The following is a 14,294-nucleotide window of genomic DNA, read 5'->3' on the forward strand; positions in this document are numbered from 1 at the left end:
CCGGTCAGGCGACGGTGACCGCGGTGAACTTCACCGGCTCCTTGGGCTCGCCGGTGACACCGTCCTGGCCGACCGCGCCGATGCCGGTCTTCGCGATCTTGTCCAGGACCTTGAGCCCCTCGTCGGAGATGCTGCCGAAGATCGTGTACTGCGGCTGCAGCTCCGCCTTGCCGTAGACCATGAAGAACTGGCTGCCGCCGGTGTTCGGCTGGCCGGTGTTGGCCATCGCGAGGAGGCCACGGCCGTACTTCATGCCGTCGATGAACTCGTCCGGGACCGCGTAGCCGGGGCCGCCGCGGCCGTCGGCGGTGACGTCGCCCTTCGCGTTCGGGTCACCGCACTGCAGCATCTGCAGCTCGGTCACGCCGAGCCGGTGGCAGATGGTGTCGGTGTAGAAGCCGCTCTTGGCGAGGCTCTCGAAGCTCTGCACGGTGCACGGCGCGAGCGAACGGTCGAGCGTGATCGGGATGTCACCCTGGGTGGACTTCATCGTGATGTGCACGGTGCCGCTCGAGGACACGTTCTTGCCGTCCGGCACGGCCGGCTTCTTCGCCGGCGGCTCGCTCGTCTTGTCCTCCGGATACGAGCACGTGGTCGGGTTCGGCAGGGCCTTCGTCCGCTTCGGCAGCGCGGTGCGCTCGGTCGGGATGTTCGAGGCCGTCGGCGCCGGCGGGGTCGAGCTCGACGGCGGGGCCGCCGTGGCCTGGTCGTCACCGCCCCCGCTGTTCACGATCCACACCACCAGACCGGCGACGATGAGCACCACACCGCCGACCACTCCAGCGCCCACGATCTTGCGTCGCTTCGCCTGCTCGGCCCGGCGCACGAGCTGCCGCTCGAGTTTGCGCTTCGCGGCTTCGCGGCGCTGCTGGTTGGTCGCCACCCGCCCTCCAGTTTCGGCTCGGAGTCACACGTCTGAGGTAGCGGCAGTGTATGGGCACGGCCTGTGAGAACTCTGTACAGGGGCGGCTAGTCTCCTGCTGATCGTGATCGAGACCGCTCCGCGGGAGGATTTTTCGTGCTCGTCGCCGGATTCGCCGCCGGTCCGCTGCGTTCGAACTGTTATCTGCTGGCGCGCGTGTCGGGCGGGCCCTGCCTGGTCGTGGACCCGGGGGAGGGGGCCGCGGAGCCGCTCGCCGCCGCGCTGGCCGAGCACGAGCTGACGCCGGCCGCGCTGCTGGCCACGCACGGGCACCCGGATCACGTCGGAGGCGCGGCGGAGGCGACGCGCCGGTACGGCGTGCCGCTGCGGCTGCACCCGGCGGACGCCGAGGGCTACGCGGGACCGTGGGAACCGCTTGCCGAGGGGCCGCTGACGGTGGCCGGCCTGACCGTCGGGGTGCTGCCGCTGCCAGGACACACCCCGGGGTCGGTGGCCTTCACCGTCGAAACGGGCGAGGGTGGCAGGCTGGTGCTCACGGGGGACACGCTGTTCGCCGGGTCGATCGGGCGTGCCCGCGGCTCCGGCGCCGACCTGGAGAGATCGTTGCGCACTTTGCTCACCCTGGCCGGGGACACCGTCGTGCTTCCCGGCCACGGCCCGGCCACCACGATCGAGCGCGAACGCGCCGGCAACCCGCACCTGCCCGGCGCGGTGCGGTGAGCGGCGTGGAGGGCGAGCGCACGCCGCTGTTCGCGGAGGATCCGAAACCACGTCGGCGCCGGTTGTGGTCGGGGATCATCGGGGTGGCCATCGTCGCCGCGGCCTTCGGCGGGATCGCCGGCCTGATCGGCGGCCAGCTGCCCGGGCTCGTGACGGCCGCGGTGGTGGGGCTGCCGCTGCTGTACGTGGTGCTGTTCGCCTTCCGCCGCCGGATCTGGCTGGAAGGCACCGAGCTGGTGGTCCGGACCTGGGGAGTGCGGCGGGTGGATCTGGTCACCGCGCCACGGCTGGACGTGGTGATCACCGACGTGCGCGGCACCCGTACGGTCGGCCTGCTGGTGAACGCCGGCCAGCGCCGCCGGGCGGTGAAACTGGACCTGGCCGCCTTCGCCGGCACCGGCGGGCGCGAACTCGGCCCCCTGGAGCTCCGCCGCCTGGCGGACGCCCTGCTGAACAACACCGAAGCCAACGGGCTGGTGTTCTCGGAACTGCTGGTGGCCGAACTCCGCGCGGAAGCCCGCGGCGACGCGGTCGCGGAACGTCCCCTGTACCGCCTCGCGTCCGCGGCCCCGGCCGGCCGGTACCTGCAACGCTTCGCGATGGAGGCAGTGAGCCGGTTCGTGGCCACCTTGGACTGACCCGGACCGGTCCGGCTTGATCCGCCACACCTGGCTTCACCGCTGCGCGGGTTGCTCCACCGCGCGTCGCGGGGTGGCGGTGCGGGCGTGCTCGTCCAGGCCGTCCACGCGGGCGCGGATGCGGTCCAGCTGGTCGGACAGTTCCGGAAGCTCCTGGGCGACGTAGGTGAGCAGCCGCTCCAAATGTCGCAGCGTGGCGCGGACCTCGTCGAGGGTGGTGGCGATCCGGGGCACCGACTCGGCTGCCTCCAGCCCTGCCGCGAACAGGCGGCGGACGAGGTGCACGGTGACCCGGGGTCCGGCCAGGACGGCTGCGAACACGGCCCCTCCTCGAGTGCGGCGTCGCGGACTTCGTACCGCATCCGCGGGCCTGCGGCGGGACCGGGGCCGGGGTGTGTTACTGGTGTGACTCAGGGGGATTCGTGGTACTGACGAGGTGGTCGACGGGCTCGCGGGAGGCGATCAGCGCGGCCAGGACCGTCGTCACCGGGACCGCGGCGACGATGCCCACCGAGCCCGCCAGCGTGCGGATGATCTCCGACGCGATGTCCTCGCTGCCCAGCAGCGCGCCGAGCCCGACGCCGGAGATCGCGGAGTACAGCATCACCGGCAGTGCGGCGCCGGCGTAGGCCATCACCAGGGTGTTGACCGCCGAGCCGACGTGGTCGCGGCCGATGCGCAGGCCCGAGCCGTACAGTTCGCGCCAGCCGAGCGACGGGTTGGCGCGCCGCAGTTCCCACACCGCGCTCGTCTGCGTGACGGTCACGTCGTCGAGCACCCCCAGCGCGCCGATCACCACGCCGGCCAGCAGCAGGCCGCGCGCGTCGATGCCGTGGCCGAGCGAGCCGATCAGCGTGGTGGTGCTGTCGCCGAGCCCGGTGAGCGACGCGGCCGCGGAGAAGATCGCCGACAGGACGCCGATGAGGGCGAGGCTGACCAGCGTGCCCAGCACCGCGACCGATGTTCTCGCGGACAACCCGTGCGTCAGGTACAGGGCCAGGAACATGATCGCGCCCGCCCCGGCGATCGCGACCAGCAGCGGACTCTCCCCGGCGAGGATCGCGGGCAGCACGAACAGCACGATGACCACGAAGCTCAGCGCCAGCGCGACCAGCGCGGCCAGCCCCTGCCAGCGGCCCAGCACGAGCACCGCCGCGGCGAACAGCGCGGCCAGCAGCACCAGCGGCGTCCCGCGCTGGAAGTCGACGAGCTGGAACGACTGCGGGTCCAGCGCGTCGCCCCCGTTGTAGGTGAGCACGACGTCGTCGCCGGCGGAGAACCGTGGCGTACCCGGTTCGATGGGCACGGTCAGCCGTAGCGGCTTCCCGGCCGCCGGTCCGTCGGTCATCCGCAGGTCCACGGTGAGGCACGGTTTGTCGTCCGGCCCCGGTTGCGTGCCCACCTGGACCTGACCCGGCTGCAGGCACGGCCCGGACGTGGCGGTGGTGATCGACGCCTGCACCGGCGTGCCCTGCGGGACGGCGCTGTCGGGTAGGGCCTTGCCCCACGGGTAGAGCACGATCATCGCGGCCACCGTCGCCACCGCCAGCGGCGCGAGCAGCCAGACGAGCAGAGTGCGGACCCGTTTCGACGCGGGGGCCGCCGGGCCGTGCCCGTGCCCGTGCCCGTGCCCGTCGCCGTGGTCACCGCCGTGGTCACGATGCCGGTTCACGCCGGCGAATGCGCGGCGGAAACCCTTGCGCACCAGTGATTCCGGTGGCGTGTCCGCTTCGGGCCGGGTGGTGTGCTCCGGTGCGTTCGGGTGGCTCCCGGGTGTGGAGATCCCGCCGGTGGGTTGCCGGGACGGGTCATCCGGGACACGGCGACGGCCGGGCACCGGGGTTTCGCCGGTGGACCGGCGGCGCCCGGCCGGGGGAGGAGTGTCGCCGGTGCGGCGGGGTGCCCGCCGCGGCACGCCTTCGGATGATCCGGGATCCTCGCGCGGCCCGGCGGCGCGGGGACGGCGGGTTCGCGGCGGGTGGCCGGGATTCGCGGAGGGGTCGGCCGGATGCTGGTGGGGTGCGGCACCGGAGTCGTCGGCGGGCCGTGCTCGTCGCGGCACACCGGCCTGCTCCGAGGACCGCGGCCGCCGCGGCGCACCGGACTGCTCGGCGGACCGGGACCATCGCGGGGACTCCGTGGGCCGGGCGCGGCGCGGCGGTGGCTCCTCTCCGGGCCACGGCGGGGTTCCGGGCTGGTCTGCGGCCCCGGAGCGTGGCGCGGCGGGCTGGCCCGCGGCCCGTGACGGCTGCGGTGCCCCGGATTGGTCAGCGGGTCCGCGCTGCTGCGATGTACTGGGCTGATCGGCGGATCCGCGCCGCTGCGGTGTACCGGGCAGGTCGGCGGGCCCGCGCCGTCGTGGCGTACCGGGCTGCTCGGCGGCCTCGGGCCGGTGCGGTGCGCCGGTGCCGTCCGGGCGGGGACGGCGGATCCGGCGCGGGTCGGACGGGGGCACCGGGCGGTCGCCGCGGGACGGGGGTGGCGTCGACGGTTCGCCGGGGTCCCGGCGCGGGCGGCCGGGGTGGTCGTCGGGGTAGTCGCGCGGTGCCACGGCGCACATCCTGCCCTCCCGGCGCGGGGTTCGCCCGTACCGGGTGGGGGAGCAGACGGGCGTATCCGGCGTTTCGTTCAGGCGTGCGTGGTGCGCAGATGCACTCGCCGGTAGGCCGACGGCGGCGTGTCGAAGTGGTCCAGGAACGCCTGCCGCAGGGTTTCGGTGGAGCCGAAGCCGCAGCGGCGGGCGATGGCGGTCAGCGGCAGGTCGCTGCCCGAGAGCAGGCGGGCCGCGTGCTCGGCGCGCACGGTCCGGACGTACTTTCCCGGCGTGGTCCCGAGATGCGCGTCGAACAGCCGGGTCAGCTGCCGGGCGCTGACGCCGACCTGCCGGGCGAGCACCGGGGTGCCGAGGTCCTCGGCGAGGTGCCCGGCGACGTAGGCGGTGAGGTCGCGGACCTGCCGGTGCTCCGGCGGCGGTCCGGACAGGAACATGCTCACCTGGGCCTGGTTTCCCGGCCGTTGCAGGTAGGTCACCAGGGTGCGGGCGGCCTCCCTGGCCAGCGCCGCGCCGTGGTCGTCCTCGACGAAGGCGAGCGTGAGGTCGAGTCCGCTGGTGACGCCCGCCGAGGTGTAGACGTCGCCGTGCCGCACGAACAGCGGGACCGGGTCGACCGACACCGAGGGGTACTGCTCGGCCAGCCGGGAGGCGTAGGACCAGTGCGTGGTCGCGCGGCGGCCGCTCAGCAGACCGGCCGCGGCGAGCACGCTGGACCCGGTGCAGACCGACGCGGTACGCCGGCTCAGCTGCGAAAGCCGCCGCACGTGCTCGAGCAGCCGCTGGTCGGCCGACGCCGCGCGGTGCCCGATCCCGCCCGCGACGACGACCGTGTCGAGTTCGCCGCGGAGCTGGTCGAGCCGTCCGTGCGGGGTGAGCGTGAGCCCGGACTGGCAGGCGAACGGCTGTCCGTCCACAGTGGCCAGCCGTACTTCGTACGGCCGGCGGGCGCCGAGGCGGTTGGCCGCGTCGAGCACGTCCGAGACGCAGGCGATGTCCAGCAGCTCGGCATCGGCGTACCCGAGGATCACGACGCGGCGCGGGGCTCCCGGCATGTACGGCACGGTAGCAGCCGGCCAGGCCGGAAGACAGGGTTCGCAGGATTCCGGACATCGCTGGCCCGGGCGTCGCCGCCGTCCGGGAGGCTGGGCCGATGACCGAGAAGACGTTCGCTTTCGTCGTGTACCCCGGGCTCACCGCGCTGGACCTGGTCGGGCCGTTGCAGGTGCTGAACGCCTACGCGCAGGCCGATCCGGCGGTGCGGATCGCGGTGGTGGGGGAGAACCGGGACACGGTCGGGACGGATTCCCCGCTGCGGATCGCGCCGAGCCACACCTTCGCCGAGATCCCGGGGCCGGACTGGGTGCTCGTGCCCGGCGGAGGCGGGCCGACGCTGCGCGCGCTGTCGGATGCCACTCTCATCGGCTACCTCCGCCACGCCGCCGCCGGTGCCGAGCTGATGATGTCGGTGTGCACGGGATCGCTGCTGCTCGGCGAGGCCGGCTTGCTCGATGGGCGGGACGCCACCACGCACTGGATGTTCCGCGATCTGCTGCGTGCCTTCGGCGCGACGCCGGTGGCGCGGCGGTGGGTCGAGGACGGTCCGGTCATCACCGCCGCCGGAGTGTCCGCGGGGATCGACCTCGCCCTGCACGTCGTCGACCGGCTGGCCGGGCCGGACGTGGCGCGGCGTGTGCAGTTCGGCATCGAATACGATCCGCAACCACCGCACGGCCCGCTGGACTGGGACGCGGCGCCCGCCGACGATCTCCGGTCGATCCGGGAACGGGCGCTGCGTGACGGTCTGGCCGACGCGCCGGAGCTCCGGGAGAAGCTGCTCGCGCACGCCTGAGGCCCGGCCGGGCCGCGGGAGCGGCGCGGCGAAATTGCAGCTGCACGTGCGAGGTGATCACGTGCGGGTCACGTCACGCCGCCATCTCGGTGACCTGCCCCACCGAAGACCTTGACCGGCCTGGCCGGGCGCGTACCGTCGGATGGATGGCTCCACGCCGGGGGCGCAACGGCCTCACCCTCCTCACCACCGTCCGTGACGGTGATCTCGTGCTGGTGACCGCCGCCGGGGAGATCGACGTGGCGTCGGTGGGGGATTTCCGCGCGGTGCTCTCGAACGCCTGCGGGGCGGGGGAGAAGCTGGTCGTCGACCTGACCAGGGTCGGCTACCTCAGCTGTGCCGGGCTGCGCGCGCTGGAAGAGACGAGCCGGGCCCGTCCGGCGCTGTCGGTGGTCGCGACCGGCTCGGTCGTGCTGCGCGCGTTCGCGGTGTCCGGAGTCGGCGCGGCCGTCCCGGTGCGCCCGCGGCTGCGAGAGGCGTGCGCTGCCGCTCGGGCGTGAGCCAGCGCCCGGCGGCTCGGCCGGGAGTGGCGGGCTCGGGGCGTGAGTGTGCGTTGCGCTCGGCCGTAGGAGAGTGCGGCCGCTCGGGTACATGCATCAGCGGCGGCTCGGGCGTGAGTGTGGGCGACGGCTGGGCGTACGCGGGTGCAGCGGTTCGGTCAGTGTGTGCGGCGGCTCGGGTGTATGCGTGCGCGCCGGTTCGAGCGTGAGTGTGTGCAGCGGTTCGACGTACGCATGAGTGGAGCCTCGGGGCGTGAGCGGCCGCCCGGGCGTGAGCCGGTGCTGACGCGGGTACTCCTCGGGAGGAAGGCAATTCTGCTGAGGTGATGTGAGATGTCCAGCGGACATGACACCGCACCCCGGGCCGCGGTCGGCCCGCTCACCGGCGGTGCGGCCGGGCTCGCGGTGCTGGCCGGGCTGTATCTGATCGTCGGCCCGTGGCTGGCCCGGTACGGCGGCGCGGCGGAACTGGCCGTGAGCAACACCGTGGCCGGGCTGGCCATCGTGGTCTTCGCCGCGCTGCGGTTGCCCGCACTGACCTGGGTGGTGCCGGTGCTCGGGGCCTGGGCGGCGGTCTCGCCGCTGATTCTGCGCTACGGCGACGAAACAGCGCCCTCGGATGCCGCGGTGACGGGCAACCTGATCGCCGGGATCGTGGTGGTCGCCGCCGGGGTCACCTTGCTGGTCCGCCGCCGCTGACCGGTCAGGACAGCGCGCCGGCGAGCCACTCCTGCCACGCCGCGGTCTCCACGGTGGCGTCGACGTCCGGCGCGAACAGATGGTGGCCGGCCGCGATCGGCAGGCCCAGCCCGGAACGTTCGTGGAACCGGTACAGCGCCTCCGGCGTGCGGACGCCCGCGTAGTGCCGGGTCGAGTAGTCGAGCACGCCCTCGATCGGCGCCTGACCTTCCCGGGGAATCCGAACCTCTTGCCCGGCAACGGGTTCCTCCGGCAACCCGAGTGCAGCCAGCAGCTTCGGCCACGCTTCGGGAACGGCGGAGGACGGCGGACCGTCCGCCGTCACGTAGGTCGCGAAGCGTCCCGGGAAGTGCCGCAGCAGCTCTCCGAGCGTGTGCAGGTACATGTCCCAGCCGAGGGAGAACGCCTCATGGTACTCGTCGTTCCAGTCGTCGGAGGTGAATCCACGGTGCACGAACCGCAGCACCGACGTGCCGTCCCCGGCGGCCTCGACGAGGTATTCGAACGCTTCGAACGAACCACTCTCGTCGGGCTCACTTCGGTAACTCAACCGGCGCGGCGGCTGCCATCCGGTGATCTCGGCGTCGCTGCGCATCTCGCCGAGCCGGAACCGGATCCGCCTCGCCGCGGCGTCGACCTCGTGCCGGCCCATGAACCACGAGTCGATGCCCGGTCCGGTCGCCACCGCTTCCCACACCGCCTCCGGCCCGGCGGGCAGCCGAACCTCTTTGGCGATCTCGAACTCGTGTCCCATACCCTGCACAGTGCCATTGACAATAATAGTTGTCAATGGTACGGCGCGTCCGCGGGATCGGTGCCAGACTGCGAGGATTCCCGAGACAAGGAGCCGGTATGGCGACGGTGGCCGATCAGCTGGTCGACGTTCTCGTGCAGTGCGGCGTGCGCCGGATCTACGGCGTCGTGGGCGACAGCCTCAACCCGGTGGTGGACGCGGTGCGGCGCTCCGGTGGCTCGGCCCGCGGCGGGATCGACTGGATGCACGTGCGCAACGAGGAGGCCGGTGCGTTCGCCGCGGCGGCCGAGGCGCAGCTCACCGGCCGGCTCGCGGTGTGCGCCGGCAGCTGCGGCCCGGGCAATCTGCACCTGCTGCAGGGGGTCTACGACGCGCACCGCTCGGGTGCGCCGGTGCTTGCGATCGCCTCGCACATCCCGGCCGCACAGATCGGCACCGGCTTCTTCCAGGAGACCCGCCCGCAGCACCTGTTCGCCGAATGTTCGCACTACTGCGAGCTGGTCAGCACGCCGGAGCAGATGCCGCGGCTGGCGCGGATCGCGGTGCAGAACGCGGTGGGCCGCCGGGGCGCGGCGGTACTCGTGCTGCCGGGCGATCTTTCCCACGAACCCGCCGTGCACGCCACCGGCGAGTCCGCGTCGCTCGGCGGTCCGCCCGCGGTGCTGCCCGCCGAGGACGACCTCGTGCGCCTCGCCGAGCGGATCAACCGTGCGGAAAAGGTGATGATCATGGCGGGCGCGGGCTGCCGGGACGCGCACGCCGACGTGCTCGCGCTCGCCGACCTGGTCGGTGCTCCGGTCGGGCATTCGTTGCGGGGCAAGGAGTTCGTGCAGTACGACAATCCGTTCGACGTGGGGATGAGCGGCCTGCTCGGGTACGGCGCCTGCTACCAGGCGATGCACGAGGCCGATCTGGTGCTGCTGCTGGGCACCGACTTCCCGTACGACACGTTCCTGCCGCAGCGCAACACCGTGCAGGTCGACCTCGACCCGGCGCGGATCGGTCGCCGCTCGGTGCTGGAGTTCGGCGTGCAGGGCGACGTCGGCGCCACGATCCGCGCGGTGCTGCCGGAACTGCGGCGGCGTGCGGATCGCTCCTTCCTGCACGACATGCTGCGCAAGCACGAGCGTGGCCTGCAGCGGGTCGTGGACGCCTACACCGAAGAGGTCTCGCAGCGCGTTCCCCTGCATCCCGAGTACGTCGCCGACGTCCTCGACGAGGAGGCCGCCGAGGATGCGGTGTTCACTGTGGACACCGGGATGTGCAACGTCTGGGCGGCCCGCTACGTCACCCCGAACGGGCACCGCCGGATCCTCGGTTCGTTCGTGCACGGCAGCATGGCCAACGCGCTGCCGCACGCGATCGGCGCGCAGTCGGCCGCACCCGGCCGTCAGGTGGTGGCGATGTGTGGGGACGGCGGCCTCGCCATGTTGCTGGGTGAGCTGCTCACCCTGAAAACCCATGCGCTGCCGGTGAAAGCGGTGGTGTTCAACAACTCCTCGCTCGGCATGGTGAAGCTGGAGATGCTGGTGGACGGGCTGCCGGAGTTCGGCACCGACCACGACCAGGTGGACTTCGCCGCGCTCGCCCGCGCGGCCGGCCTGCACGCCCGCCGGGTGGAGCAGCCGGCCGAGGTACGGGACGGGATCCGCGAGATCCTCGCCCACGACGGTCCGGCGCTGCTCGACGTGGTCACCGACCCGAGCGCGCTGTCCATCCCGCCGAACATCACCGCCGCCCAGGTCCGCGGGTTCGCGCTGGCAGCGAGCAAAACGGTCCTCGGCGGCGGCGTGGGAAAGATGCTGAACCTGGCGAAGTCCAACCTGCGCAACCTTCCGCGCCCCTGAACCCGCCCCTGAACCCGCCCCTGAACCGTCGTGAGTGGCGAGGCCGGTGAGAACCGGCCTCGCCACTCACGAGGGGGTCGGGGTCAGTCGGTCTCGGCCATGGCCTCGGCGAACTGGGCCGCGTACAGGCGGGAGTAGGCGCCGTCCGAGTGCAGCAGGGTTTCGTGGTCGCCCTGCTCCACGATGTGGCCGTCCTCCATCACCAGGATCACGTCCGCGTCGCGGATCGTGGACAGCCGGTGCGCGATGACGAAGCTCGTGCGTCCGCTGCGCAGCGAGTTCATCGCCTGCTGGATGAGCACCTCGGTGCGGGTGTCCACCGAGCTGGTCGCCTCGTCGAGGATCAGGATCACCGGCTTGGCCAGGAACGCCCGCGCGACCGTGATCAGCTGCTTCTCGCCGGCGCTGACCGTGTCGCCCTCGTCGTCGAGCACCGTGTCGTAGCCGTCCGGCAGCATGCGCACGAACCGGTCCACGTACGTCGCGGTGGCCGCCTCGACCACCTGCTCGCGGGTCACCTCGTCGGCGCCGTAGGCGATGTTCTCCGCGATGGTGCCGCCGAACAGCCACGCGTCCTGCAGCACCATGCCGGTCTTGTCGCGCAGCTCCTCGCGGTCCATTCCGGCGATGTCCACGCCGTCGAGGGTGATCCGGCCGCCGTCGATCTCGTAGAACCGCATGAGCAGGTTGACCAGCGTGGTCTTGCCGGCGCCGGTCGGCCCGACGATGGCGACCGTCTGGCCCGGTTCCACGGTGAGCGACAGGTCCTCGATCAGCGGCGTGTCCGCCAGATAGCGGAACGACACCTGCTCGAACTCGACCCGGCCGCGCACCACCTCCGGCCGCACCGGCCGGGCCGGCTCGGGTTCCTGCTCCTGCGCGTCGAGCAGCGCGAACACCCGCTCGGCCGACGCGACGCCGGACTGCAGCAGGTTCGCCATGCTGGCGATCTGCGTGACCGGCTGACTGAACTGGCGCGAGTACTGGATGAACGCCTGCACGTCACCCAGCGACAGGCTGCCCGAGGCGACCCGCAGCGCACCGATCACCGCGACCAGCGCGTAGTTCAGGTTGCCGATGAACATCATCGCCGGCTGGATCGTGCCGGAGATGAACTGCGCACGGAAGCTGGCGCCGTAGAGGGTCTCGTTCTGCTCGGCGAACGTCTCCTCGGACTCCGCGCGCCTGCCGAAGATCTTGACCAGCGAGTGGCCGGTGTACATCTCCTCGATGTGCGCGTTGAGCCTGCCGGTGGTGGACCACTGCCGGATGAACTGCGGCTGCGCCCGTTTGCCGATCTTGGCCGCCACGAACACCGAGGCCGGCACCGTCAGGATCGCGATCAGCGCGAGCAGCGGGGAGATGAGCAGCATCATCACCAGCACGCCGACCACGGTGAACAGCGACGTGACGATCTGCGACAGCGTCTGCTGGAGCGACTGCGCCAGGTTGTCGATGTCGTTGGTGACCCGGCTCAGCACCTCGCCGCGCGGCTGCCGGTCGAAGTACCGCAACGGCAGCCGCGCGAACTTCTCCTCCACGTCGCGTCGCAGCCGGTACACCGCGCCCTGCACCAGGCTCGTGGTCAGCCGGGCCTGGATGAGTCCGAAGAACGAGGCGATCACGTACAGCGCCAGCACGAGCATCAGCACCCGGCCCACCGCGGTGAAGTCGATGCCGAGCCCGGGTGTGAGGTCGACCCGGCCGACGATGTCGGCCAGCGTGTCGTCGCCGCGCTCGCGCAGCCCGGCCACCACCTGCTCCTTCGAGGCGCCCAGTGGCAGCGACCGCCCGAGGACCCCGGCGAAGATCAGGTCGGTGGCCTGCGCGAGGACCTTCGGTCCGAGCACGGTCAGCGCGACGCTGGCCGCACCCAGCACGAGGACCCCGATCAGCTCGGTGCACTGGGGCTTCAGCAGGCGCAGCAGCCGTGCCAGGGAATTGCGGAAGTCGAGTGCCTTCTCCGGCGGCATCCCGCCCGACATGAACCTGCCGGGACCGCCACCCGCGGCCTCGCGGTGCTCGTTGCGCTCCGCGGTGGACCGCTCGCCGGTCTCGGTCGCCACGGTCGCCCCGGAGGCGTTCTCGTCGCTCACGCAGCCTCCTGCTCGGTCAGCTGGGACAGCACGATCTCCCGGTAGGTTTCGTTGCCGTCCATGAGTTCGTGATGGGTGCCGGTGCCGACGACGCGGCCGTCGTCGAGCACGATGATCCGGTCGGCGCCGCGGATCGTGCTGACCCGCTGCGCCACGATGACGACCGTCGCCTCGCGGGTCTCGTCCGCGAGCGCGCGGCGCAGGGCCGCGTCGGTGGCGTAGTCCAGTGCGCTGAACGAGTCGTCGAACAGGTAGATCTCCGGGCGGTGCACCAGCATCCGCGCGATCGCGAGCCGCTGGCGCTGGCCGCCGGAGACGTTCGTGCCGCCCTGCGCGATCCGGGATTCGAGGCCGTCGGCCATCTTCGTCACGAAGTCCTTGCCCTGCGCGACGTCCAGTGCGTGCCACAGCTGCTCGTCGGTGGCGTCCGGATTGCCGTAGCGCAGGTTGCTGGCGATCGTGCCGGCGAACAGGTACGGCTTCTGCGGCACCATGCCCACCGTCGAGGAGAGCACCGCGGGGTCGAGCCCGCGCACGTCCACGCCGTCCACCCGTACCGCGCCCGCGGTCGCGTCCATCAGCCGCGGGATGAGGTTGAGCAGCGTGGTCTTCCCGCTGCCGGTGCTGCCGATCACCGCCGTGGTCTCGCCGGGACGGGCGAGCAGCGACACGTCCTGCAGGACCGGTTTCTCCGCACCGGGGTAGCGGAACTCGACCCCGGTCAGCTCCAAGTGCCCGTGCACGGTCCCCGGCGAGACCGGTTCGGCCGGCGGGACCACGCTCGGCTCGGTGTCGAGCACCTCGCTGATCCGCTCCGCGCTCACCTCCGCGCGCGGCACCATCATGAACATGAACGTGGCCATCATGACCGACATCAGGATCTGCAGCAGGTAGGCCAGGAACGCGGTGAGCGCCCCGATCTGCATGTGACCGCTGTCGATCCGGTGCCCGCCGAACCACAGCACCGCCACGCTGGACACGTTCATCACCAGCATCACGGTGGGGAACATCAGCGCCATCAGCCTGCCGACCCGCAGCGACACCCGGAGCAGGTCGTCGTTGGCCCGGCCGAACCGCTCACGCTCGTGCCGGTCGCGCACGAACGCGCGGATCACCCGGATGCCCATGATCTGCTCGCGCATGACCTGGTTGATCTTGTCGATGCGGGTCTGCATGAGCCGGAACGCCGGACGCATCCGGGCCACGATGAAGCCCACCGCGACCGCCAGTACCGGCACGATGACCAGCAGCAGCAGCGACAGCGGGCCGTCCTGGTCGATCGCCAGGATGATGCCGCCGACGCACATGATCGGCGCGGACACCATCAGTGTCAGGGTCATCAGCACCAGCATCTGGATCTGCTGGACATCGTTGGTGGTGCGGGTGATCAGCGACGGCGTGCCGAACTGGCCGATCTCCCTTGCGGAGAAGTCCTGCACGCGGTGGAACACCGAGGCACGCACGTCGCGTCCGAGCGCCATCGCGGTGCGGGCACCGAAGTACACCGCGCCGATCGACCCGGCGATCTGCACGAGGGTGACCAGCAGCATCACGCCGCCGATCCGCACGATGTACCCGGTGTCGCCCTTGACCAGGCCGTTGTCGACGATGTCGGCGTTGAGCGTCGGCAGGTACAGCGCGGCAATGGTCTGTACCAGCTGCAGTGCGACGACGAGCCACAGAGTGGCGCGATAAGGGCGCAGATGACTGCGCAGCAATCTGACCAGCACGGTCGTTTTCTCCCCCAAAGTGGT

13 protein-coding genes are annotated in these 14,294 nt (G+C 71.8%); 6 read left to right on the forward strand and 7 right to left on the reverse strand.

All coding sequences use genetic code 11. The features are described from left to right. Positions 1-4: 4 nt before the first annotated feature. Positions 5-883: a peptidylprolyl isomerase gene (locus tag BJY18_RS03425; protein ID WP_184777571.1), complete on the reverse strand. Its 879-nt coding sequence runs from the start codon at positions 881-883 to the stop codon at positions 5-7. Between the two features lie 135 nt (positions 884-1,018). On the opposite strand from BJY18_RS03425, the gene BJY18_RS03430 reads away from it, so the two are divergent. Together BJY18_RS03430 and BJY18_RS03435 are read left to right on the forward strand one after the other, a co-directional pair. Continuing rightward, a complete protein-coding gene (locus tag BJY18_RS03430; RefSeq protein WP_184777573.1) occupies positions 1,019-1,603 on the forward strand; it encodes an MBL fold metallo-hydrolase in 585 nt (194 codons plus the stop codon). Next, complete coding sequence (locus tag BJY18_RS03435) at positions 1,600-2,241, forward strand: hypothetical protein (RefSeq protein WP_184777575.1); 642 nt, start codon at positions 1,600-1,602, stop codon at positions 2,239-2,241. Before BJY18_RS03430 ends, BJY18_RS03435 begins: the two co-directional genes overlap by 4 nt. Before the next feature lie 36 nt (positions 2,242-2,277). Here BJY18_RS03435 and BJY18_RS03440 read toward each other — a convergent pair whose 3' ends face one another. From BJY18_RS03440 to BJY18_RS03450, 3 genes are all read right to left on the reverse strand, one after another. Continuing rightward, positions 2,278-2,562 carry a hypothetical protein gene (locus BJY18_RS03440; RefSeq protein WP_184777577.1) on the reverse strand — a complete coding sequence of 95 codons (285 nt, stop codon included), beginning with the start codon at positions 2,560-2,562 and terminating at the stop codon, positions 2,278-2,280. 76 nt (positions 2,563-2,638) lie between these two features. Next, positions 2,639-3,913 (reverse strand): YibE/F family protein, encoded by a 1,275-nt coding sequence (locus BJY18_RS03445; protein ID WP_312874088.1) that lies wholly within the window; start codon positions 3,911-3,913, stop codon positions 2,639-2,641. Between the two features lie 956 nt (positions 3,914-4,869). Then, on the reverse strand, positions 4,870-5,847 hold the full coding sequence (locus BJY18_RS03450) for a GlxA family transcriptional regulator (RefSeq protein ID WP_184777579.1): 978 nt from the start codon (positions 5,845-5,847) through the stop codon (positions 4,870-4,872). Positions 5,848-5,945: 98 nt separating this feature from the next. Between BJY18_RS03450 and BJY18_RS03455 the strand changes: the two genes are divergently transcribed. The 3 genes from BJY18_RS03455 (at position 5,946) to BJY18_RS03465 (ending at position 7,843) form a co-directional block, all read left to right on the forward strand. Then, positions 5,946-6,644 carry a DJ-1/PfpI family protein gene (locus BJY18_RS03455; RefSeq protein ID WP_184777581.1) on the forward strand — a complete coding sequence of 233 codons (699 nt, stop codon included), beginning with the start codon at positions 5,946-5,948 and terminating at the stop codon, positions 6,642-6,644. 146 nt (positions 6,645-6,790) lie between these two features. Then, positions 6,791-7,144, forward strand: a complete 354-nt coding sequence (locus BJY18_RS03460) for an STAS domain-containing protein (RefSeq protein WP_184777583.1) — start codon at positions 6,791-6,793, stop codon at positions 7,142-7,144. A gap of 333 nt (positions 7,145-7,477) precedes the next feature. Next, positions 7,478-7,843 (forward strand): SPW repeat domain-containing protein, encoded by a 366-nt coding sequence (locus tag BJY18_RS03465; protein WP_184777585.1) that lies wholly within the window; start codon positions 7,478-7,480, stop codon positions 7,841-7,843. A 4-nt stretch (positions 7,844-7,847) separates the two neighbouring features. On the opposite strand, the gene BJY18_RS03470 is transcribed toward BJY18_RS03465, so the two are convergent. Further along, the gene (locus BJY18_RS03470; protein WP_184777587.1) at positions 7,848-8,597 is read right to left on the reverse strand and encodes an SRPBCC family protein; all 750 of its coding nucleotides are present in this window, start codon (positions 8,595-8,597) and stop codon (positions 7,848-7,850) included. Between the two features lie 98 nt (positions 8,598-8,695). On the opposite strand from BJY18_RS03470, the gene BJY18_RS03475 reads away from it, so the two are divergent. Then, positions 8,696-10,444, forward strand: coding sequence for a pyruvate dehydrogenase (locus BJY18_RS03475; RefSeq protein WP_184777589.1), 1,749 nt, complete (start codon positions 8,696-8,698; stop codon positions 10,442-10,444). Between the two features lie 83 nt (positions 10,445-10,527). Here the strand turns inward: BJY18_RS03475 and BJY18_RS03480 are convergent, their stop codons facing one another. Both BJY18_RS03480 and BJY18_RS03485 read right to left on the reverse strand, forming a co-directional pair. Then, entirely contained in the window at positions 10,528-12,417 is a 1,890-nt protein-coding gene (locus BJY18_RS03480) for an ABC transporter ATP-binding protein (RefSeq protein ID WP_184784392.1), read from the reverse strand. Positions 12,418-12,536: 119 nt separating this feature from the next. After that, complete coding sequence (locus BJY18_RS03485) at positions 12,537-14,270, reverse strand: ABC transporter ATP-binding protein (protein ID WP_184777591.1); 1,734 nt, start codon at positions 14,268-14,270, stop codon at positions 12,537-12,539. Between the last annotated feature and the right edge of the window lie 24 nt (positions 14,271-14,294).

The organism is Amycolatopsis jiangsuensis (assembly GCF_014204865.1).
GTDB lineage: Bacteria > Actinomycetota > Actinomycetes > Mycobacteriales > Pseudonocardiaceae > Amycolatopsis > Amycolatopsis jiangsuensis.